The following is a 21,000-nucleotide window of genomic DNA, read 5'->3' as shown; positions in this document are numbered from 1 at the left end:
TGATCAAAAAGATATAAAAATGGCTAACTTACGTTAGCCGTTTCATTTTAATCATGCATCCCTAATTTCTTCTCTAAATAGTGGATATTTGCACCACCTTTTTGGAAGTTTTCATCTTCAAGAATGAGTTCATGAAGTGGGATATTTGTTTTGATACCGTCAATGATCGTCTCTGATAATGCATTTTGCATACGACGGATTGCAACATCACGAGTATCACCGTATGTGATTAATTTTGCGATCATAGAATCATAATGCGGAGGAACAGTATAACCACCATACACATGAGAATCCCAACGAACGCCTAAACCACCTGGTGAGTGTAAGTGTGCCACTTTACCTGGAGATGGTAAGAATGTTTTTGGATCTTCTGCATTGATACGACATTCAATCGCATGACCTTTCACTTTAATATCTTCTTGTTTGTAAGAAAGTGGTAAGCCAGCCGCAATACGCAATTGTTCTTTCACTAAATCTACACCGGTGATCATTTCTGTTACTGGGTGTTCTACTTGAATACGAGTATTCATTTCGATGAAATAGAACTCACCATTTTCATATAAAAATTCAAATGTACCTGCACCGCGATAGCCAATTTCAACACAAGCCTTCGCACAGCGAGAACCAATATCACGACGAACTTCTTCGGTAATACCTGGTGCGGGTGCTTCTTCCACAACTTTTTGGTGACGGCGCTGCATAGAACAATCACGTTCAGCAAGATAGATTGCATTACCGTGTGTATCCGCTAAAACTTGAATCTCAATATGGCGTGGATTTTCTAAATATTTTTCCATGTAAACCATATCATTGTTAAACGCGGCTTTTGCCTCTGCTTTTGTCATCGCAATGGATTCTTCAAGTGCATCTTCGCTACGTACCACGCGCATACCACGACCACCGCCGCCGCCAGATGCCTTGATAATAATTGGATAGCCAATACGTTTTGCAATTTCTTTATTTTTCGCGATATCACTACCTACTGGGCCATCTGAACCCGGTACACAAGGCACGCCCGCTTTTTTCATTGCTTTAATCGCAGAAACTTTATCCCCCATCAAACGAATAACGTCTGCAGTTGGACCAATAAAGATAAAACCAGAACGCTCTACTTGCTCTGCAAAATCCGCGTTTTCAGAAAGGAAACCATAACCAGGGTGAATCGCATCCGCACCGGTTACTTCTGCTGCAGCAATAATAGCAGGAATATTTAAATAACTTTTTACAGATGGCGCAGGTCCGATACAAACTGTTTCATCTGCAAGTAACACGTGTTTTAAATCACGGTCAGCGGTAGAGTGAACCGCCACGGTTTTAATGCCTAATTCTTTACAGGCACGCAAAATACGCAGTGCAATTTCACCACGGTTAGCAATCACAACTTTTTCTAACATAACAATTTCCACTTGGGTGAAAAAATGGCGAGAAAGCTCGCCATTTCAGATTGATAGGGATTATTCGATAACGATTAATGGTTGGTCAAACTCAACCGCTTCGCCATCATTTACTAAGATTGCTTTAACCACACCAGCTTTATCTGCTTCGATACGGTTCATCATTTTCATTGCTTCAACGATACAAAGTGCATCGCCTACTTTGACAGTTTGCCCCACTTCCACAAAAGCTTTCGCTTCTGGGCTTGGGCTACGGTAGAATGTCCCTACCATTGGTGAACGCACTTGGTGGCCAGAAATTTCAGCCGCTGGCGCTTCAGCAGGCGCTGCTGCCGCTGGAGCCACTGCAGGAGCCGCAACGGGTGCGACAGGCGCCGCTGCATATTGAATTGCAGCAGGTGCAACTGCTGGTGCTGCACGACTAATACGTACTGTACCTTCTTCTTCTTGCACTTCTAATTCAGTGATACCCGATTCTTCTACTAATTCAATCAGTTTTTTGATTTTACGAATGTCCATACGCTCTTCCTAAAAATATTAATGAATTTTCAACCGCACTTTCAAAATTCACTCCAAAGTGCGGTCATTTTGAAACCTGTTTTTTGTGTCGGCAAGATTACCGCAAAATCACGTACTTTGCGATAAATTTCTGCGAAAATCTGTAAATTTTGTGAAATTTTATGCTTTTTTATTTAAAAAATCTAACGCGAATTGGAGAGCAAACTCATAGCCTTTCGCACCTAAGCCACAAATCACCCCTTCAGCCACATCACTAAAGTAAGAATGGTGACGGAATGGCTCGCGCTTATGTACATTAGACAAATGGATTTCAACAAAAGGAATTGACACAGCAAGCAATGCATCACGCAATGCAACACTGGTATGCGTATAAGCTGCTGGGTTAATTAAAATAAAATCCACTTTTTGAAAACTTTGATGAATCTTATCGATTAACTTTTCTTCGCTATTTGCTTGAAAGCACGCCAAATTCACATCATGCTGTGCCGCGAGTTTTGCCACATTTTCTTCAATGGCAGATAACGAAAGCGAACCATAATGTTTCGGCTCTCTTGCGCCCAACATATTTAAGTTTGGGCCATTTAACAGCAAAATATTGAATTTTTTTGACATTTTCACATCCTTTAACTTGTGCGAATTATAGCGATTTTTTGTGTAATGGTGGTCGTATCTCTATACAATTTTGGTAATAAATTCTGAATTTAAATCAATTAGCGGTAAATCTGAGCCCGGCCACGCACGTAATACCTGATGTTGCATCAAATTCAACGTATCTAATCCTGGCGTCACATTAGGTGTATATTGTGCCGCGATACGAGCGAGCTGAGTCAATCCTAAGCTACTTTCAATGCTCGAGCTAATTACTGCTTTTATGCCTAAACTATGTGCTTGTGCGATCAGTTTTTGACAATCTTGTAGCGAACCAACCAGTGTTGGTTTAATCACAATGGTACTTAAGTGCGGTTCTTTTTCTACAAGAAAATCTGGCTCACGCACACTTTCATCCCAAGCAATATTAATGCCTGTCTGAGCTGCAAACTGGCGGCTTTCTTCACGGGTTTTACAAGGTTCTTCTAGAAATTGAATACGTGAACGATGTTGCGGTTTTACTTTCTCCGCAAATTTTAATGCCTTTTCTAAAGTCCATTGGCGATTCGCATCTAGACGTAATTGCAAATCAGGAATAGCTTCAAGAAACATATCCGTCATCAAGCCATCACGATTCGCTTCATACATGCCAACTTTGATTTTAGCCACTTTGTCACCTGGCATTTGATTAAGTTCTGCATATAACTCATCTGGATCGCCATAACACAACGGTGCGGTATGATAGTTACCTTCCTCATTTAAATAACGTTTCATCTCATCCATCGCCGTGCTAATACCGAAGGCAACAGAAGGATAACAACCCTCAAGGGGGACTCTTGGTGCTTCGCAGCTTGCATGACACCAATTTGTCAGCCATTCAATGGCTTGCTCTTGCGCTTGTTCTATGGTTTCTTCACTAAACCCAGGCAAAGGTGCAATCTCTCCCCATCCATCACGGCTGCAAGCTACACGCACAATCAAGCCTTCACGGCGTTTTAAAAAACGTCCACGTAGGATCAACTGACTATCGACTGGGATAGAATAACGATAAAGATTAAATGATTTGGTTTCCATCTTGTTCTCCTTGATGGCAAAAGTGCGGTTAAAAACACACTGATTTTAACCGCACGCATTCTATTTAAAAGGCACTTGTTTCATAAATAATTTACGTTTTACTCTCATAAATTCGTTTATGATTCTTTCAAAGACTGAAAATTTCGTTTGATTTTCACAAACCAACTCTCGGCCTTTTTGCAAACTACTTTCAAAAGGCTTATCCGGATTCACAACAAAATCTTGCACACAAATCCCTGGTGAAAGCTGAACCACTTTGTAATCCTTTAAATTCAAAAAATGCTCAAAGATAAGAGAATCAATGGCCACCTCAAGGGGTTTATTTTTCACCTGTTCGAGAAGATATTTAGCGCCTTTCGCTGTCACGGTATAACCCGCCGTTCCTGATTGCTTAAATGTTATGGGATAAATCTTTCTATCATACTTTGCTGGTCTAGGCGCGCGAAATACCATTCTTCCATTAGCTTCAAGCTTCAATACATCAATATCATCAGGCAAATAATCGACTTCTAACAGCTCTTTTGCATTCTCGCCTAAGTAAATATCATCTTCAAAAATATTGATATAATCCAAGTTCTTTTCTACTGCTAAATTCCATAGTGAGATATGACTTAACGCACAACCGATTTCCCCATCCCATAATTTAGCTTCTGAAGAGCGATCTAAAATAATATTAAATTTCTTTGCAACATCCTCAATACGATCTGGTGTCACTGCATCAAAAAATGAAAAAAGGATATTTTGCCGATCAAATTCTTGTTCAATATGTTTGCGACGTTTTGTTTCTCTGGTTAAGCTAATCACATAATTATGTTGTTTCACACAGGACATAAAATAATTCTAAAATATGAATAAGGATCGAGATATATCATGATAAGGCGGTTAAAAACACACTGATTTCTAACCGCACTTCTTATGATTAAAATTAAGGATTGCGTCTGAATTTGCTGAAGTCTGGTGCGCGTTTTTCGTTGAACGCGTTACGACCTTCTTGCCCTTCTTCAGTCATATAGAACAACATGGTTGCATTACCCGCGAGTTCTTGTAAACCTGATTGACCATCACAGTCTGCATTTAATGCGGCTTTCAAGCAACGTAATGCAATTGGGCTGTTACGTAACATTTCACGACACCAACGCACAGTTTCTTTTTCTAAATCAGCATAAGGCACGACAGTGTTCACTAAGCCCATATCTAATGCTTCTTGCGCATTATATTGACGGCATAAGAACCAAATTTCGCGGGCTTTTTTCTGACCGACTAAACGCGCCATATAGCTTGCGCCCCAGCCACCGTCAAATGAACCTACTTTAGGACCCGTTTGACCAAAAATCGCATTCTCTGCTGCAATGGTTAAATCACATAACATATGAAGTACGTGGCCGCCACCAATTGCGTAACCTGCCACCATTGCTACAACTGGTTTTGGACAAGTACGAATATCACGTTGGAAATCCAATACATTTAAATGATGCACACCGCTTTCATCTTTGTAACCGCCGTAGTCACCACGAATTTTTTGGTCACCACCAGAACAGAATGCTTTTTCGCCTTCACCGGTTAATACAATCACGCCAATTTTTTCATCGAAACGAGCATTAGAAAATGCATGGATCATTTCTTTAACTGTTTGCGGACGAAATGCATTGCGCACTTCAGGACGGTTAATAGTGATTTTTGCAATACCATCAGTCGATTTGTGGAAACGAATATCAGTATAACCTTCGCTATGATCAACCCACTCAACTGGTGCATATAAAACATCATCTTTTGGATTTTGCATTGTTCTTTCCTTTATAAGTGTAAAAAGTGCGGTCATTATAGCGGAAGTTTTTTAGTTCGGGAAAGAAAATCACTTCTCAATTAGAGAATCACTTTACAATCAGATTGTTGTTGCTAAAATTTTGCCATTCTAGATGTTATAAGGAAATTTAAGTGAGAAAATTTATTATTTTGGGCGCAACTGTACTCTTAAGTGCTTGTGGTTTATTTGGCCCATCACAATCGCCGATCCCCGCAGAATTTGCACAAGCGGATTACCTCCTTTCAGATGTGAATGCAAAAACATGGGCTACGGCAAGTAAACAAGCTGAACAATGTATCTACCCGAATTTAACCCGTATTCAGCAACAACATTTTGCAAAAGAAGATAGCTACATTCATTCTCAATATGTCTTTTTCTATCCGTTAGAAAAAATCATCGGGGAAGACTATGTGAAAATGATTCAAAAAGATGAAAAATCGATGAACTATGCGACCTATCAATTTAAGAAATTCCGTACAGAAGTCGGTGATGTCGAGCCATTAGAACCTAAAGCTTGTCAAATCTTGCGTACTCAGGCAAAAGAAGATTTGGATGTCGTGAAAGGTCAATATGTAAATGGCATGGTGGATGAAACGAAGAATGACGACGGCACATTGAAGAAAACAGGTGATGGTATTGCCACCAATCAGAACAAATTCTTCTTTGATATTATCAAATGGGGTTCTGCTCTTCTTCTCTAATTTTTTCATTATTTTCTATAAAAACAACGGCGTAAATATTTTTACGCCGTTTTTGTATTCAGCGAAAACGATTACGATCAAAAAAAGCTTAGATTTTAAGTAAAAAAGCAAAATAGCCATTTAAATTAAAGTCATTTTCAGCTAGTCTAACTGGAAATATTTTTTACAAGGAGAAAACATCATGACAACGCTTTTTGATATCGCACAAAACTGGTTAAACCAAGATCCTGATGCTGAAACTCACGCAGAATTAACCGCACTTTTAACGGCGGCGAAAAATGGTGATGAAAAAGCACACGCTGAATTACAAGCTCGCTTTAGTGACCGTTTACAATTTGGTACTGCAGGGCTTCGCGGGCCTTTACAAGCAGGCTCTATGGGTATGAACCGTGTTTTAGTGGCACAGGCAGCGGGCGGTTTAGCGGATTATTTAAAAGATTACGACAAACAGCCTTCTATCGTGATTGGTTACGATGGTCGTAAAAACTCTGATGTTTTCGCTCGTGATACCGCTGAAATCATGGCGGGTGCAGGCGTGAAAGCTTATTTACTTCCACGTAAATTACCTACTCCAGTATTAGCTTACGCAATCCAATATTTTGACACCACTGCGGGTGTTATGGTTACCGCAAGCCACAACCCACCGGAAGATAACGGTTATAAAGTTTATTTAGGTAAAGCGAACGGCGGTGGCCAAATCGTTTCGCCTGCTGACAAAGATATCGCAGCCTTGATCGATAAAGTCGCAGCAGGTAATGTAAAAGATTTACCTCGTAGCCAAGATTATGTGGTGTTAGATGATGAAGTGGTTAACGCTTATATCGAAAAAACCGCTTCTCTTGCTAAAGAGCCTAAATCAGATATTAACTACGTTTATACCGCAATGCACGGTGTAGGCTATGAAGTATTAAGCAAAACCTTAACCAAAGCAGGTCTTCCACAACCTCATATTGTGGCAGAACAAGTATGGCCAGATGGCACATTCCCAACGGTAAACTTCCCTAACCCAGAAGAAAAAGGTGCATTAGATTTAGCGATTAAAGTAGCAAAAGAACACAATGCAGAATTCATTATTGCGAATGACCCTGATGCAGACCGTTTAGCAGTGGCTGTTCCAGATGCACAAGGTAACTGGAAACCTTTACACGGTAACGTAGTAGGTTGCTTCTTAGGTTGGTATTTAGCAAAACAATATCATGTAAAAGGTGAGAAAGGCGTATTAGCGTGTTCTTTAGTGTCTTCTCCTGCACTTGCTGAAATTGCGAAAAAATACGGCTTCCAATCAGAAGAAACCTTAACTGGTTTCAAATACATCGGTAAAGTTCAAGGCTTATTATTCGGTTTCGAAGAAGCGCTTGGTTACTTAGTAGACCCAGATAAAGTACGCGATAAAGATGGTATTTCTGCAGCTATCGTATTCTTAGATTTAGTGCGTAACTTGAAAGCTCAAGGCAAAACCTTAGCGGATTACGCCAATGACTTCACACAAGAATTCGGTGCTTATGTAAGTGGTCAAATTTCTATTCGTGTAAGCGATTTATCTGAAATTGGTAAATTAATGGCTGCACTTCGCAACACGCCTCCAGCAGAAGTAGGTGGTGTTAAAGTGGCACAATTCATCGACCACACTAAAACTGACCGCAAAAGCGACATCCTTGTATTCGTATTAGAAAACGGTAGTCGTTTAATCGTTCGTCCATCTGGTACTGAACCGAAAATCAAGTTCTATCTTGATGCTCGCGGTAAAGATCCAAAAGACGCGGATCACGTTTTAGCACAATTTGATGAAGGCGTTCGTCAAATCCTTCGTCAAGATGCTTACGGCAAACAAGATTGCTAATTGAGCAAACTATTAAATAATAAAAAACGCTAGGTTTGATGCCTAGCGTTTTATTTTTGCTTATTTCAATGCAAGTTGTAACTTACCCTGATATTTTTCCAATAAAGCCTCTGCTTGAGCACGATCTAATCCACTCAAAATCATCATAATCGCTAATTTCGCATTTTGATCGGCAAGCTTTAATGTCTCTTCTGCGAGTGCTTTATCACAATCCGTAGCTTGCATAACGATACGAATGGCACGAGCTTTCAGTTTTTCATTACTTGCCTGAACATCCACCATTAAGTTTTGATAGCATTTACCCATTAAGATCATAGAAGCCGTAGTCAGCATATTCAGTACTAATTTTTGAGCGGTGCCCGATTTTAAACGGCTCGAGCCAGTTAGCACTTCTGGTCCCACTACCGTATCAATGGCAATATCCACAATATTTGCCATCCCTGAATTCGGATTACTTGCAATCGAAACCGTCACTGAACCTAAACTTTTCGCATATTCCAATGCACCAATCACATAAGGTGTTCGTCCACTTGCGGCAATGCCAACCAATACATCTTTTGAGGAAAATTGAATTGTTTGTAAGTCAATCACGGCTTGTGCTTTACTGTCTTCCGCACCTTCAATTGGATGACGTAATGCGCGCTCGCCGCCTGCAATAATACCTTTCACCATTTCAGGTGACACACCAAATGTTGGTGGGCATTCAGAGGCATCTAATACCCCCAATCGACCACTGGTCCCTGCGCCAATATAGACTAATCGACCACCTTGTTGAAATGCAGCAACAATACATTCGACTGCTTGGGCAATTTGAGGTAAACATTTTTCAATTGCCAAAGGCACTTGTTTATCTTCATCATTCATTAACTGCACAATGTCCAATGCAGACAAGCTATCTACATGCATGGAATTGGGATTCCGTTGTTCAGTAATTAAAGTTGAAAGGGTTTGTAATAAATTCTCTGCCATGGTTTATTCCTTTGGAAAAATCGCCCCTAAACTGACCGCACTTGTGGCGCCCGTCACACTCGGCAAATTAGCGGGTAAATTATGCATACGACGATAAGCCAACCAAGCGAAAGCTGCCGCTTCCACATAATCGATATCAAGATTTAATTCAGTCGTCAGTTGAATACGCCAATTTGGTAATGCCTGTTTTAAACCATTCATGATCGCCTGATTTTTAGCGCCACCACCACAAACAAGTAATCGACATGGTAATATCGTCTGAATATTATTAAGAGCTAAAACAATGCTTTGCACGGTAAATTCTGCCAAAGTGGCTTGCACATCTTGTGGTAAAAGTGCGGTCGTTTTGCCTGCTATTTTTTGAATTTTATTCTCTAGCCAAGCCAAATTAAATAATTCACGCCCTGTGCTTTTCGGTGGTGGAAGCTGAAAGAAATCTTCATCTAATAATGCCGCTAACAAAGCTGAATTCACTTGACCTGAAGCCGCCCATTCACCATTTTTGTCGTAGGCTTTACCTTGATGCTTTTCGATCCATTGGTCGAGCAAGGTATTACCCGTTCCTGTATCAAATCCAATGACAGGCTGTTCGGGTATCAATAAGGATACATTACTAATACCGCCAATATTAAGCACCACTGTTGCCCAGTGAGGATCAAAAAATACCGCTTGATGAAACGCGGGTACCAAAGGCGCGCCTTGTCCACCAAACGCCATATCTTTACGGCGCAAATCACCAACGACCGTAATACCTGTTTTAGCGGCTAATAAATTCATATCACCGATTTGCATGGTAAACGGAAATTGACCTTTTGGGGAATGCCACACTGTTTGGCCATGGCAGCCAATGGCTTCAATCTGTTCTGGTTTTAATTGGTGTTTACGTAAAAAGGCATTTACACAATCCGCATAAAGTAAGCCAAATTGGTGATCGAGTTCACCCAAAGCTTGTAACGAGGTTTCGCCCGATTGAATAAGTGCGGTCACTTTTTCGCGTAAATTTGCTGGCATCGGCGTAAAATCAGCCGCAATTAATTTGGTTTGATTAGATTGGATGTCAGTAAGCGCAATGTCCACCCCATCAAGGCTGGTGCCGGACATAATGCCAAGATAATAAGTCATAATATGCAATTCGTGAGTTTTTCAGAATTATAGCGGATTTTAAAAAAATAAAAAAAGAGAGAACATTGCAGTTCTCTCTTTTCTTCTTATAAGCCATCAATGACTAAATCGTTTTTTAGCTATTGATGGAATAAGGTAACGGTTCAATTTTCATAACGGTTCCATCTTCAGGTAAACGGAAACTTATCCCTTCTTCTAAATCGTTATTCATCACCACTTGTAACCATAAAACGCCGTCAAAATTAACCGCACTTACAATCGTACCGGTTTTACGCCAAGCTGTTTCTAACTGCATTTCAATTTCGCTGCCGATTTTCGGTGTAACCGTTGTTTCACCCGAAAGCACATACATCGCTCGTTTATTGGCGCCACGATATTTGGCTCGCGCGACAGTTTCTTGCCCGATATAACAGCCTTTAGTAAAAGAAATCGCTTGTTCAATCGCTTGTAGATTTAATGCCTGCGGGATAAATTCATTTTGTGTTTCCGCACTCAAGCTTGGTAAGCCCGCTTGAATATCCGCACAAAGCCATTGTTTTTCATCGCCATTAAAGGTGACATCTAACGGTGTTGGATTGATCAAAATTGCACGGTTTTCATCAATATCTAATTGAATCTGCGCGTAAATTCGACCGCACTTTTCACCAATCAAGCCGACAATTTGCCAATCCAACACTTGGAAAGTGACTTTTGAAAACACGGCATATTTTTTTAAATGATCGAGTGGCGCAAATAAATTTTTCGGCATTAAAATCAAAAACTGCTCAGCTGAAAGCTTAATTAAGCGGAATAAGGAATTCATTTTGCCTTTAGGATCACAATGCGCTGTAAGCGTTGAAGCGCCAGCTGCTAAATGCACCACATCACAAGTTAATTGACCTTGCAGATATTTCTCCGCATCCACGCCCGCCACTTCTACCAAATCATAGTGGTTTAATGAAATAAATGTTGCCATGATTTTTCCTATTCAAGGTTTTGAATTTGTTCACGCATTTGTTCAATTAATACTTTCAACTCCACAGCAGAAGCGGTAATATCGGCATTAATGGACTTTGATGCCAAAGTGTTAGATTCACGATTCAGCTCTTGCATCATAAAGTCCAGTTTACGCCCCACTGCTCCACCTTTTTTCAAGATATTATTGGTTTCTTTTACGTGCATTTGCAAACGATCTAATTCTTCTGCCACATCCACACGTTGCGCCAATAAAATCATTTCTTGTTCGACACGTTGTGGATCAAGTTGAATTTTCGCTTCTTCAAAACGTTGCAATAAACGTTCACGCTGCCATTGTAAAACCGCCGGCATTTGTGACCGCACTTTTTCGGCTTCAACGGTGATGCCATCAAGACGTTGTTGAATAATGGCTTGTAGTTTCTCGCCTTCACGGCCACGCATTGCAATAAATTCCACCAATAATTCATCAAAAGCTGTCAACAAATCTTGACTGATCGCATCTAAATCTTGATCAGCCGCTTCCACCACGCCGGGATAACGCAATACATCTGCTAAATTGATTTCACCCTCGCCAGCTTGCGCCTTAATCCATTGTAAAGATTGAATCACTTGATTCGCTAATTCTTTATTTAAATTGAGCTCAGCCGCTGCTTGTTTTTTGCTATCAATACGCAATGAACATTCAATTTTACCGCGAGTAAGATTTTGACGAAGTTTCTCACGCAAAGCATTTTCTAAACCTCGGAATTGCTCTGGCAAGCGGAAAAAGTTTTCCAAATAACGTTGGTTAACCGAACGAATTTCCCAAACCGCATCGCCCCAATCTTTCTTGATTTCAAGGCGTGCAAAGGCTGTCATGCTATAAATCATAAGCGCTCTCCTACTATTGTCTCTCGTCTTAATTGATTTGCCGGCTATTTTATCGGGAAAGTACGGTCATTTCTACCGTACATTTTGTAGAAGAATTTTGTTTCTCCTACTTTACACCCTGTAAACTTTAAAATACAATCATCGTAAATTTATCATTACAACCAAAGGATAGTAAAATGAACAAGACTGTGGGAAGTACCTTGCTTGTGGCAGGAACCATGATTGGTGCGGGAATGTTGGCAATGCCGCTCACCTCTGCGGGAATTGGCTTAACTGCAACTGTTTTCTTATTACTTGGCTTGTGGGCGGTACTTACTTTCACCGCACTTTTATTCGTGGAACTGTATCAAACCGCTGACAGTGATTCAGGGATCGGCACTCTTGCTGCACAATATTTTGGTAAAGCAGGGCGAATTATTTCCACCGCGGTTTTAATTGTCTTCTTATATGCCTTAATTGCCGCTTACGTAAGTGGTGGTGGTTCCTTATTAATGGATTTACTCCCAGCCATGGGCGATAAAGACACCATGAACAAAATCGCGGTGCTTGTATTCACCATTTTCTTCGGTAGTTTTATTGTCATCGGCACACACAGTGTAGATAAAATCAATCGCGTGTTATTCTTTGTGATGATTGCTGCTTTTATCTTAGTGCTCGCGTTAATGCTACCGAACATCAAATTTGATAACTTAATGGCGATGCCAATTGATAACGCTTTAATTATTTCTGCAAGCCCTGTATTTTTCACGGCATTTGGTTTCCATGGTTCCATTCCAAGTTTAAATAAATACTTAAACGGTAATGTGAAATCCTTACGCATTGCGATTTTAGTGGGTTCTGGCATCACGTTATTTGCTTACTTTTTATGGCAGCTTTCTACGCACGGCTTACTCAGCCAAAATGAGTTTTTACAAATTTTACGTGAAGACGCCACGTTAAATGGCTTAGTGAAAGCAACCTTAGAAATCACCCAAAGCCCAATTATTGCGAATGCAGTAAAAATCTTCTCGACTTTGGCTTTAGTAACCTCATTCTTAGGCGTGGCATTAGGTTTATTAGAATGTATCGAAGACTTGCTCAAGCAATCTTTTAATATTCATGCTGGACGCATTTCATTAGGTTTAATGACCTTTATTCCACCGGTGCTTTTCTCCCTTTTCTATCCAGAAGGTTTTATTCTTGCACTAGGTTACGCCGGTCAAATGTTCGCGTTCTACGCAGTGGTTTTACCGGTAGCATTAGTTTGGAAAGCACGTGCGATTCATCCTAACTTGCCATACAGAGTATGGGGCGGTAAAGCATTGTTAGTACTTGTATTGGTGCTTGGGGTGATTATTACTTCAATTCCTTTTGCCATCCGAGCGGGTTATTTACCTTTTGTTGTCGGTTAAAATGAGCGAAAAAAAGACCGCACTTTTAAGGTGCGGTCTCTTTTATTTGTTTTCATATACATGTGCCACTAACTGACCATTCAAGTATTCGCCAATATACACTTGCTCAATCGTCAGGTTCTGTTTTTCTAACTCAGCTTTAACCCATTCTTCATCACGATCAATAATTTCTAAAACATCATCATCTAATTGTCCATCAATAATTAATGGATAACGTAAATCATCATCACCGTATCGAATAATCGAAAGTTGTCCATTTTGTTCAAATACCGCACGTTTAACCGTTTTGATTTCATAAATACCGGCAGCACGTAACTTAAACATGAGGTCATTAGCAGTAATACTGTTTTTCATACATTCAGCAGTTTTTACCTTGCCGTTTGAAATCACCCAAACAGGTTTACCATCAATCAAAGATTTAACTAATTTGTTATGATTTTTGATAAAACGGAGGGTAAAAACCAATAATGTCCAAAGCACGAGCACGAGAGAGAACTGGAATACCCCAATACTATCGCTATAAATCACACCACCAATAATGCCACCTAGCACATAGTTTTGTACCTGATCCATCGCGGAAGTCGGTGCAAGGTTACCTTTTCCCATTAAGTTAATTTGGAGTACCAGTCCAATAATACCCATGGCCAATTTCAAGCCTAATAATGTGTAGCCATCCATTATTTATCCTCCTTATCAATCACAGTAACATTAGGGTTTACTAAGTTAATTGGGGATAAGGTATACGCTGAAAAATCATTATTAAAATGGACTTCGAAATACTGATCCCGAATATTTAAAATCATGCCGTTCATTAATGTACGGCTATTGGTACGAATATCTTCTTTCTGTAAATTTTGACTATCTTTCACCGAATTTAAAAATGTCACCACGCTAGAGATATCAGCTGCATAGACTTCATTTTGCTCATATTGCTTATATTGCACACCGAGCAAGAAAATAATTAATAAAAGAAAGATAATACTGAGATCGCGATATTTGGTTTGTAACCGATGACGTAAATATAAGCTTGTCACCACAAGCAATGCACCTAACGAGACAAAAATGGCGATATATTTAAAATAACCTTCAAAAGACATCGCATTTTCTAAAAAAGCAAAAGAGAAAAAAGACATTTGTCATTCCTAATTTTAAAGAGAAAAACAGGTTGCTACTGTAGCACAACGAAAACTGACTAGCTATTTTTATCACAGAAATTAAATTCGTTTTTCCGAAAAATCCCTTTTATAATGACCGCACTTTTGAAACAAAAAGAGAAAAATATGAAAGCAATTCAGCCCGAAGATCAGGGATATTGGCTATTCACCAAAGGATCGACGCTTTATTGGCAGGAAAATGATCTGCCTTTTGGAACAGCAAAGGAACTCGGCCTCACAACACAAAAAGTAATGTTGCTCGGGAAATGGAAATCACAACCTTTATGGCTTGTGGCAGAAAATGATCAAGATGAACGAGAATACCTTTCCTTACGGAGTTTGTTGTCATTGCCGACTGAAGATTTTCATTTATTAAGCCGAGGTGTGGAAATCAATCATTTTTTGAAAACCCACCAATTCTGCGGAAAGTGCGGTCAAAAAGCGGAACAAACTCACGATGAGCTAGCGGTTCAATGCACAAGTTGTGGCTATCGTACTTACCCCGTTATTTGCCCTTCGATTATTGTCGCCGTTCGCCGTGGCACAGAGATTTTATTAGCCAACCATAAACGCCATTACACGCCAGGCAAAGCAGGTATTTACACCACGCTAGCCGGTTTTGTAGAAGTGGGTGAAACCTTCGAAAATGCGGTTCGTCGCGAAGTCTTTGAAGAAACGGGTATTCGCATTAAAAATATTCGCTATTTCGGTAGCCAACCTTGGGCATTCCCTAATTCACAAATGGTGGGCTTTTTAGCTGATTACGACAGCGGAGAAATTCAACTGCAAGAAACAGAACTGCATGATGCACAATGGTTTTCTAGTACTGCCCCCTTGCCAGAATTACCGCCAACAGGTACTATCGCACTCAAATTAATTAATGCGACGCTTGAGCTTTGTAAAGCGGAACAAAATAAATAAAGGAAAGTCCATGTCTGAATTAAAAAATGATCGTTATTTAAAAGCCTTATTACGTGAACCAGTGGATATGACCCCCGTATGGATGATGCGCCAAGCGGGACGCTATTTGCCTGAATATAAAGCAACACGTGCAGAAGCGGGCGATTTTATGTCTCTTTGCCGCAATGCGGATTTAGCTTGTGAAGTTACCTTACAGCCACTTCGTCGCTATGCTTTAGACGCAGCTATTTTGTTCTCAGATATTTTAACTATTCCTGATGCGATGGGATTAGGCTTAAGTTTTGGTGCAGGTGAAGGCCCGAAATTTGCCCATCCAATTGAAAACAAAAGTGCGGTCGAAAATTTACCGATTCCTGACCCTGAAGGCGAACTTCAATATGTGATGAATGCTGTTCGCACAATTCGTCGCGAACTAAAAGGCGAAGTGCCACTGATTGGTTTCTCTGGTAGTCCGTGGACACTGGCAACTTATATGGTTGAAGGTGGTAGCAGCAAAACCTTCAATAAAATCAAAAAAATGATGTATGCCGAACCGCAAACTTTGCATCTTTTATTAGATAAAGTAGCGGATTCCGTGATCTTATACTTAAACGCTCAAATCAAAGCTGGTGCACAAGCGGTCATGGTGTTTGATACCTGGGGCGGTGTATTAGGTCATCGTGAATATTTAGACTTCTCTCTGCAATATATGCACAAAATCGTCGAGGGTTTAATTCGTGAACACGATGGTCGTAAAGTACCGGTAACCTTATTTACTAAAGGCGGCGGGTTATGGTTAGAAGCCATGGCAAATACAGGCTGTGATGCACTCGGATTAGACTGGACAGTTAATTTGGCTGATGCGAAAGCGCGTGTGGGCCATAAAGTGGCACTACAAGGCAATATGGATCCAAGTGTGTTATATGCACCTGCAGAGCGTATTGAGCAAGAAGTGCAGTCAATTTTAGCTGATTTTGGTCAAGGCAGCGGACATGTATTTAACTTAGGCCATGGAATCCACCAAGACGTGCCAGAAAGTGCACCAAAAATCTTCGTGGATGCCATCCATGAGTTCTCTAAAGCCTATCATAAATAAGCGAGAAGAAAATGCGAAACCCAATTCACAAGCGCCTCGAAAATGTTGAAAGCTGGCAACATCTGACCTTTATGGCTTGCTTATGCGAACGCATGGCACCGAACTTTGCCCTGTTTTGCCAAATGACCGAACAGGAGCAAGCAGAAAAGACCTATCACAACATTTTAAACTTAGTGTGGGAATTTCTGACGGTTAAAGGGGCGAAAATCAATTTCGAGAACCAATTAGAGAAGCTCGAAGAGATTATTCCTGATGTGAATGATTATGACTTCTTTGGTGTGGTACCCGCTCTCGATGCTTGTGAAGCATTAGGTGAATTATTACATGCTATTATCGCAGGCGAAACACTCGAAAAAGCGATTCAAATCAGCCAAATTTCGTTAGGTACGGTTTGTTCTTTGTTAGAAACACAAGAAAATCGTGATCTTTCTGAGAGCGAACTAAAAAGCCGTGAAGAAATTGAAGAGGAGCTAGACCTTCAATGGCAAATCTATCGCTTACTCAAAGACTGTGAAAAACGCGATGTAGACCTGATTTTATCCCTCCGAAATGAGATCAAACAGGAGGGAATCTCCAATATTGGTATAAAAATTGAGCAATAACGTGAGATTTGTCACAATTTTTACAAATCGAGCTTTTATTTCCCGCTCAGTTAGATTAGACTTGCCAAGCCGTAGCAGTTAAAAGCTACGCTTATTTAAATAGAGTCAAATTTTAATTTAACAGAAGGTACAAATTTATGAACAAAACAGATTTAATCGATGCAATTGCAAGTGCAGCTGAATTAAACAAAAAACAAGCTAAAGCTGCATTAGAAGCTACTCTAGCGGCGATTACTGGCAGCCTTAAAAAAGGTGAACCTGTACAATTAATCGGTTTCGGTACATTCAAAGTAAACAAACGTGCTGCACGTACTGGCCGTAACCCACAAACTGGTGCAGAAATCAAAATCGCAGCATCTAAAGTTCCAGCTTTCGTATCTGGTAAAGCATTAAAAGACGCAATCAAATAATTAGTCTTAAAACAGATTTTAATTAAACCCTGCTTTGTCAGGGTTTTTTGTTGCCTAAATTTTAGCTTTACAATCATCATTTTGTCGATATAATTCCGAACCGAAACTTATTACGGGACATAAATAATGAAACGAAACATTCAACACCGAAATACCCAACAGCGCAGACATGCCATCATGCAACTGCTGCAAGAACAAGGTGAAGTCAGTGTAGAACAGCTAGTACAATTATTTGACACTTCTGAAGTGACGATTCGAAAAGATCTCACTGCATTAGAAAGTAATGGTTTCCTTCTTCGTAAATACGGTGGTGCCATTTTAATGCCACAAGAAATCATCGAAGAAGAACAAGATGATGAACTTTCGCAACGAAAGTTAGTCTTAGCAAAAGCAGCCGCAGAACGTATTCGTGATCACAATCGCATTATTGTAGATAGTGGCAGCACGACCGCAGCATTGATTAAGCAGCTTAATCGTAAACAAGGCTTAGTTGTGATGACAAATTCGCTTTCTGTGGCCACAGCATTACGTTCACTCGAAAATGAACCGACACTCTTAATGACGGGAGGCACTTGGGATACACGTTCTGAATCTTTCCAAGGCAATATTGCCGAGCAAGTGCTACGTTCTTATGATTTTGACCAATTATTTATTGGTGCCGATGGCATTGATTTAGAACGTGGTACAACGACATTTAATGAGTTGGTTCGCTTAAGCCAAGTGATGGCTGAAGTATCTCGCGAAGTGATCGTGATGGTGGAATCACAAAAAATTGGCAGAAAAATGCCAAATGTGGAATTAACCTGGCAGCAAATTGATGTGCTGATTACCGATAACAAATTATCTCAGGCCGACAAAGAAGTCATAATGGCGCAAGGCGTAGAAGTAATTTGTGTAAATGTGGCATAAAGTGCGGTCAGAAAAATAAAACTTTTAATTTTAGTAAATAAGGAAAAACTATGTGTGGTATTGTTGGTGCGGTAGCACAACGTGATGTAGCAGAAATTTTAATTAATGGTTTACACCGCTTAGAGTATCGTGGTTATGACTCTGCAGGTGTTGCTGTCGTGGATCCAAACCATGAATTACACCGCGTGCGCTGCTTGGGTAAAGTAAAAGCCCTTGATGAAGCAGTTGCAGTAAAACCATTAATCGGTGGTACAGGGATTGCGCACACGCGTTGGGCAACCCATGGTGAACCATCTGAAGCCAATGCTCACCCGCATACTTCGGGTAACTTTGCTGTCGTACATAATGGCATCATCGAAAATCATGAAGAATTACGTGAATTGCTTAAATCTCGTGGTTATGTGTTCAATTCTCAAACCGATACAGAAGTGATCGCTCACCTAGTTGAATGGGAAATGCGTACAGCCTCTACTCTGCTTGAAGCAGTACAAAGAACTGTAAAACAACTTACTGGTGCATACGGCATGGTGGTATTAGATCGCGAACATCCAGAACATTTAGTGGCTGCACGTTCAGGCAGCCCATTAGTAATTGGTTTAGGGATTGGTGAAAATTTCCTGGCATCTGACCAACTCGCGTTATTAAGCGTGACTCGTCGTTTCATCTACTTAGAAGAAGGCGACATTGCAGAAATTACACGTCGTACCGTGGATATTTACGATGCAAATGGTCAAAAAGTAGAACGTGAGGTGCACGAATCTAACCTTGAAAATGATGCGGCAGAAAAAGGCAAATTCCGCCATTTCATGCAAAAAGAAATCTATGAGCAACCAAATGCATTAATCAACACCATGGAAGGGCGTATCCTTCATAATAACGTGATTGTGGATGCTATTGGTAATGGCGCAACAGAAATCTTAGAAAAAGTTGAACACATTCAAATCGTGGCTTGTGGTACCTCTTATAATGCAGGGATGACCGCTCGTTACTGGTTTGAAGCACTTGCTGGCGTGAGCTGTGATGTCGAAATCGCATCTGAATTCCGCTATCGCAAATTTGTCACTCGCCCAAATAGCTTGTTAGTGACTATTTCTCAATCAGGTGAAACGGCGGATACCCTTGCAGCACTTCGTCTTGCAAAAGAAAAAGGTTACATGGCTGCCTTAACGATCTGTAACGTATCAAGTTCATCTTTAGTACGTGAATCGGATCTTGCATTCATGACTCGTGCAGGCGTTGAAGTCGGTGTGGCATCAACCAAAGCATTTACCACTCAGTTGGCAGCATTATTAATGTTGGTGACCGCGATTGGTAAAGTAAAAGGTAATATCTCAGGCGAACAAGAAGTAGAAATTGTAAAAGCGTTACAATCACTTCCGGCTGAAATTGAAAAAGCCCTTGCCTTTGATAAAGACATCGAAACATTAGCAGAGGACTTCGCTGAGAAAAACCATGCGCTTTTCTTAGGTCGTGGTGAGTTCTACCCTATCGCAATGGAAGCTTCGTTGAAATTAAAAGAAATTTCTTATATCCATGCTGAAGCTTATGCGGCAGGTGAATTAAAACACGGTCCATTAGCGTTAATCGATGCGGATATGCCGGTTATCGTGGTTGCACCAAACAATGAATTACTTGAAAAAGTGAAATCAAACATTGAAGAAGTGCGTGCGCGTGGTGGTCAACTTTATGTGTTCGCCGATAAAGAAGCGGGCTTCACACCAAGCGAAGGCATGAAAATCATCACCATGCCAAAAGTGAATGAAATTATTGCACCAATTTTCTACACCGTTCCAATGCAATTATTGTCATACCACGTGGCATTAATTAAAGGAACCGACGTGGATCAACCTCGTAACTTAGCAAAATCGGTAACCGTAGAATAAAGTGCGGTTGAAAATCAGCATGTTTTAATACAAAAAAGCACAGGTTTAATCCTGTGCTTTTTGTTTAAATAAACCGATAACCGTTTTCTGTTACTTCCAGAATTGAGGCATAATCCTTTCGCCAATCGCCTAACACTATTCGTGTGTACGCATTTTCCTGATGAATGCCTTCTCGATGTGTATGACCGTGAATTAACCGATTAACGCCAAATGCTTTCATCGTTTGTGCCGTAAACGCTAAATTCACATCCATAATATCCAGCGACTTATATTGCTTATCTTGTTTACTCTTCGCGCGAATTTTCTCTGCAATTTTTAACCGCACTTTTAGTGGTAAACATAAAAACAGCCTTTGTCGCCAATTTTGATGCACTTTTCGGCGAAATTGCTGATATTTCACATCATCAACACATAAGGTATCACCATGACAAATTAAGGTTTTCACGCCATAAAGATCAACACAATGATAGTCAGGCAATAACGTTAAACCACAATCTTGTGCAAATTTTTTCCCGACGAGAAAATCTCGATTGCCATGAATGAAATAACAAGCAATGCCCTTTCCTGTCAGGTTTTTAATCAACTGTTTTACTTGCGAGATTAAAGGTGAAGTTTCATCGTCACCAATCCAAAAATCAAAAAGATCCCCCAAAATATAAACCGCTTGGGCTTCTTGTGCTTTGTTTTGCATAAAATCGTTAAAAAGTGCGGTTAATTCTGGATGCGTTTCGCTCAAATGAAGATCTGCAATAAAATAAATGGGTTTCATAACTATTCCGTCATTTTTTTCATTAGATTAGCACACATTTTTGTGTAA

22 protein-coding genes are annotated in these 21,000 nt (G+C 40.3%); 9 read left to right on the top strand and 13 right to left on the bottom strand.

Annotation, left to right across the window (positions count from 1 at the left end; genetic code table 11):
* Positions 1–47: 47 nt before the first annotated feature.
* The 6 genes from accC to menB all read right to left on the bottom strand — a co-directional run bounded on the left by accC (position 48) and on the right by menB (position 5,358).
* On the bottom strand, positions 48–1,394 hold the full coding sequence (gene accC / locus INQ00_RS04165; RefSeq protein WP_197547390.1) for an acetyl-CoA carboxylase biotin carboxylase subunit: 1,347 nt from the start codon (positions 1,392–1,394) through the stop codon (positions 48–50).
* 60 nt (positions 1,395–1,454) lie between these two features.
* Entirely contained in the window at positions 1,455–1,913 is a 459-nt protein-coding gene (accB, locus tag INQ00_RS04160) for an acetyl-CoA carboxylase biotin carboxyl carrier protein (protein WP_054419058.1), read from the bottom strand.
* A 159-nt stretch (positions 1,914–2,072) separates the two neighbouring features.
* On the bottom strand, positions 2,073–2,525 hold the full coding sequence (gene aroQ / locus INQ00_RS04155; protein ID WP_054419056.1) for a type II 3-dehydroquinate dehydratase: 453 nt from the start codon (positions 2,523–2,525) through the stop codon (positions 2,073–2,075).
* Positions 2,526–2,585: 60 nt separating this feature from the next.
* Positions 2,586–3,575, bottom strand: coding sequence for an o-succinylbenzoate synthase (gene menC / locus INQ00_RS04150; RefSeq protein WP_197547389.1), 990 nt, complete (start codon positions 3,573–3,575; stop codon positions 2,586–2,588).
* 60 nt (positions 3,576–3,635) lie between these two features.
* The gene (locus tag INQ00_RS04145; protein ID WP_054419049.1) at positions 3,636–4,406 is read right to left on the bottom strand and encodes a glycosyltransferase family 25 protein; all 771 of its coding nucleotides are present in this window, start codon (positions 4,404–4,406) and stop codon (positions 3,636–3,638) included.
* 94 nt (positions 4,407–4,500) lie between these two features.
* Positions 4,501–5,358: a 1,4-dihydroxy-2-naphthoyl-CoA synthase gene (menB, locus tag INQ00_RS04140; protein ID WP_014064726.1), complete on the bottom strand. Its 858-nt coding sequence runs from the start codon at positions 5,356–5,358 to the stop codon at positions 4,501–4,503.
* A 152-nt stretch (positions 5,359–5,510) separates the two neighbouring features.
* Here menB and INQ00_RS04135 point away from each other — a divergent pair, with 152 nt between their 5' ends.
* Together INQ00_RS04135 and INQ00_RS04130 are read left to right on the top strand one after the other, a co-directional pair.
* Entirely contained in the window at positions 5,511–6,080 is a 570-nt protein-coding gene (locus INQ00_RS04135) for a DUF5358 domain-containing protein (protein WP_178196422.1), read from the top strand.
* Between the two features lie 181 nt (positions 6,081–6,261).
* On the top strand, positions 6,262–7,920 hold the full coding sequence (locus INQ00_RS04130; RefSeq protein WP_197547388.1) for a phospho-sugar mutase: 1,659 nt from the start codon (positions 6,262–6,264) through the stop codon (positions 7,918–7,920).
* Positions 7,921–7,980: 60 nt separating this feature from the next.
* On the opposite strand, the gene murQ is transcribed toward INQ00_RS04130, so the two are convergent.
* The 4 genes from murQ to INQ00_RS04110 all read right to left on the bottom strand — a co-directional run bounded on the left by murQ (position 7,981) and on the right by INQ00_RS04110 (position 11,838).
* On the bottom strand, positions 7,981–8,889 hold the full coding sequence (gene murQ / locus INQ00_RS04125) for an N-acetylmuramic acid 6-phosphate etherase (protein WP_197547387.1): 909 nt from the start codon (positions 8,887–8,889) through the stop codon (positions 7,981–7,983).
* Positions 8,890–8,892: 3 nt separating this feature from the next.
* On the bottom strand, positions 8,893–10,011 hold the full coding sequence (locus INQ00_RS04120) for an anhydro-N-acetylmuramic acid kinase (protein ID WP_197547386.1): 1,119 nt from the start codon (positions 10,009–10,011) through the stop codon (positions 8,893–8,895).
* A gap of 115 nt (positions 10,012–10,126) precedes the next feature.
* On the bottom strand, positions 10,127–10,966 hold the full coding sequence (gene ygfZ / locus INQ00_RS04115; protein ID WP_197547385.1) for a CAF17-like 4Fe-4S cluster assembly/insertion protein YgfZ: 840 nt from the start codon (positions 10,964–10,966) through the stop codon (positions 10,127–10,129).
* Positions 10,967–10,974: 8 nt separating this feature from the next.
* Entirely contained in the window at positions 10,975–11,838 is an 864-nt protein-coding gene (locus tag INQ00_RS04110; protein ID WP_197547384.1) for a YicC/YloC family endoribonuclease, read from the bottom strand.
* A gap of 176 nt (positions 11,839–12,014) precedes the next feature.
* Here INQ00_RS04110 and INQ00_RS04105 point away from each other — a divergent pair, with 176 nt between their 5' ends.
* On the top strand, positions 12,015–13,229 hold the full coding sequence (locus tag INQ00_RS04105; RefSeq protein WP_197547383.1) for an aromatic amino acid transporter: 1,215 nt from the start codon (positions 12,015–12,017) through the stop codon (positions 13,227–13,229).
* A gap of 42 nt (positions 13,230–13,271) precedes the next feature.
* Here INQ00_RS04105 and INQ00_RS04100 read toward each other — a convergent pair whose 3' ends face one another.
* Positions 13,272–13,907, bottom strand: a complete 636-nt coding sequence (locus tag INQ00_RS04100) for a DUF421 domain-containing protein (RefSeq protein WP_197547382.1) — start codon at positions 13,905–13,907, stop codon at positions 13,272–13,274.
* Entirely contained in the window at positions 13,907–14,362 is a 456-nt protein-coding gene (locus INQ00_RS04095; protein ID WP_049365274.1) for a DUF3290 family protein, read from the bottom strand. The genes INQ00_RS04100 and INQ00_RS04095 overlap by 1 nt, the downstream gene beginning before the upstream one ends.
* A 147-nt stretch (positions 14,363–14,509) precedes the next feature.
* Between INQ00_RS04095 and nudC the strand changes: the two genes are divergently transcribed.
* The 6 genes from nudC to glmS all read left to right on the top strand — a co-directional run bounded on the left by nudC (position 14,510) and on the right by glmS (position 20,183).
* Positions 14,510–15,304 (top strand): NAD(+) diphosphatase, encoded by a 795-nt coding sequence (gene nudC, locus INQ00_RS04090; RefSeq protein WP_197547497.1) that lies wholly within the window; start codon positions 14,510–14,512, stop codon positions 15,302–15,304.
* A gap of 10 nt (positions 15,305–15,314) precedes the next feature.
* Positions 15,315–16,379, top strand: coding sequence for a uroporphyrinogen decarboxylase (gene hemE, locus INQ00_RS04085; protein ID WP_197547381.1), 1,065 nt, complete (start codon positions 15,315–15,317; stop codon positions 16,377–16,379).
* An 11-nt stretch (positions 16,380–16,390) separates the two neighbouring features.
* On the top strand, positions 16,391–16,981 hold the full coding sequence (locus tag INQ00_RS04080) for a YjaG family protein (RefSeq protein ID WP_049381547.1): 591 nt from the start codon (positions 16,391–16,393) through the stop codon (positions 16,979–16,981).
* 137 nt (positions 16,982–17,118) lie between these two features.
* Entirely contained in the window at positions 17,119–17,391 is a 273-nt protein-coding gene (locus INQ00_RS04075) for an HU family DNA-binding protein (protein ID WP_005696943.1), read from the top strand.
* A gap of 126 nt (positions 17,392–17,517) precedes the next feature.
* Entirely contained in the window at positions 17,518–18,300 is a 783-nt protein-coding gene (locus INQ00_RS04070; protein WP_197547380.1) for a DeoR/GlpR family DNA-binding transcription regulator, read from the top strand.
* Positions 18,301–18,350: 50 nt separating this feature from the next.
* Positions 18,351–20,183: a glutamine--fructose-6-phosphate transaminase (isomerizing) gene (glmS, locus tag INQ00_RS04065; protein ID WP_197547379.1), complete on the top strand. Its 1,833-nt coding sequence runs from the start codon at positions 18,351–18,353 to the stop codon at positions 20,181–20,183.
* A 64-nt stretch (positions 20,184–20,247) separates the two neighbouring features.
* On the opposite strand, the gene lpxH is transcribed toward glmS, so the two are convergent.
* Positions 20,248–20,952, bottom strand: coding sequence for a UDP-2,3-diacylglucosamine diphosphatase (gene lpxH / locus INQ00_RS04060; protein WP_197547378.1), 705 nt, complete (start codon positions 20,950–20,952; stop codon positions 20,248–20,250).
* Positions 20,953–21,000 lie beyond the last annotated feature (48 nt).

The organism is Haemophilus parainfluenzae (assembly GCF_014931275.1).
GTDB lineage: Bacteria > Pseudomonadota > Gammaproteobacteria > Enterobacterales > Pasteurellaceae > Haemophilus_D.
The sequence above is the reverse complement of the archived record's forward strand: the minus strand, read 5'-3'. Positions and strand labels throughout refer to the sequence as shown.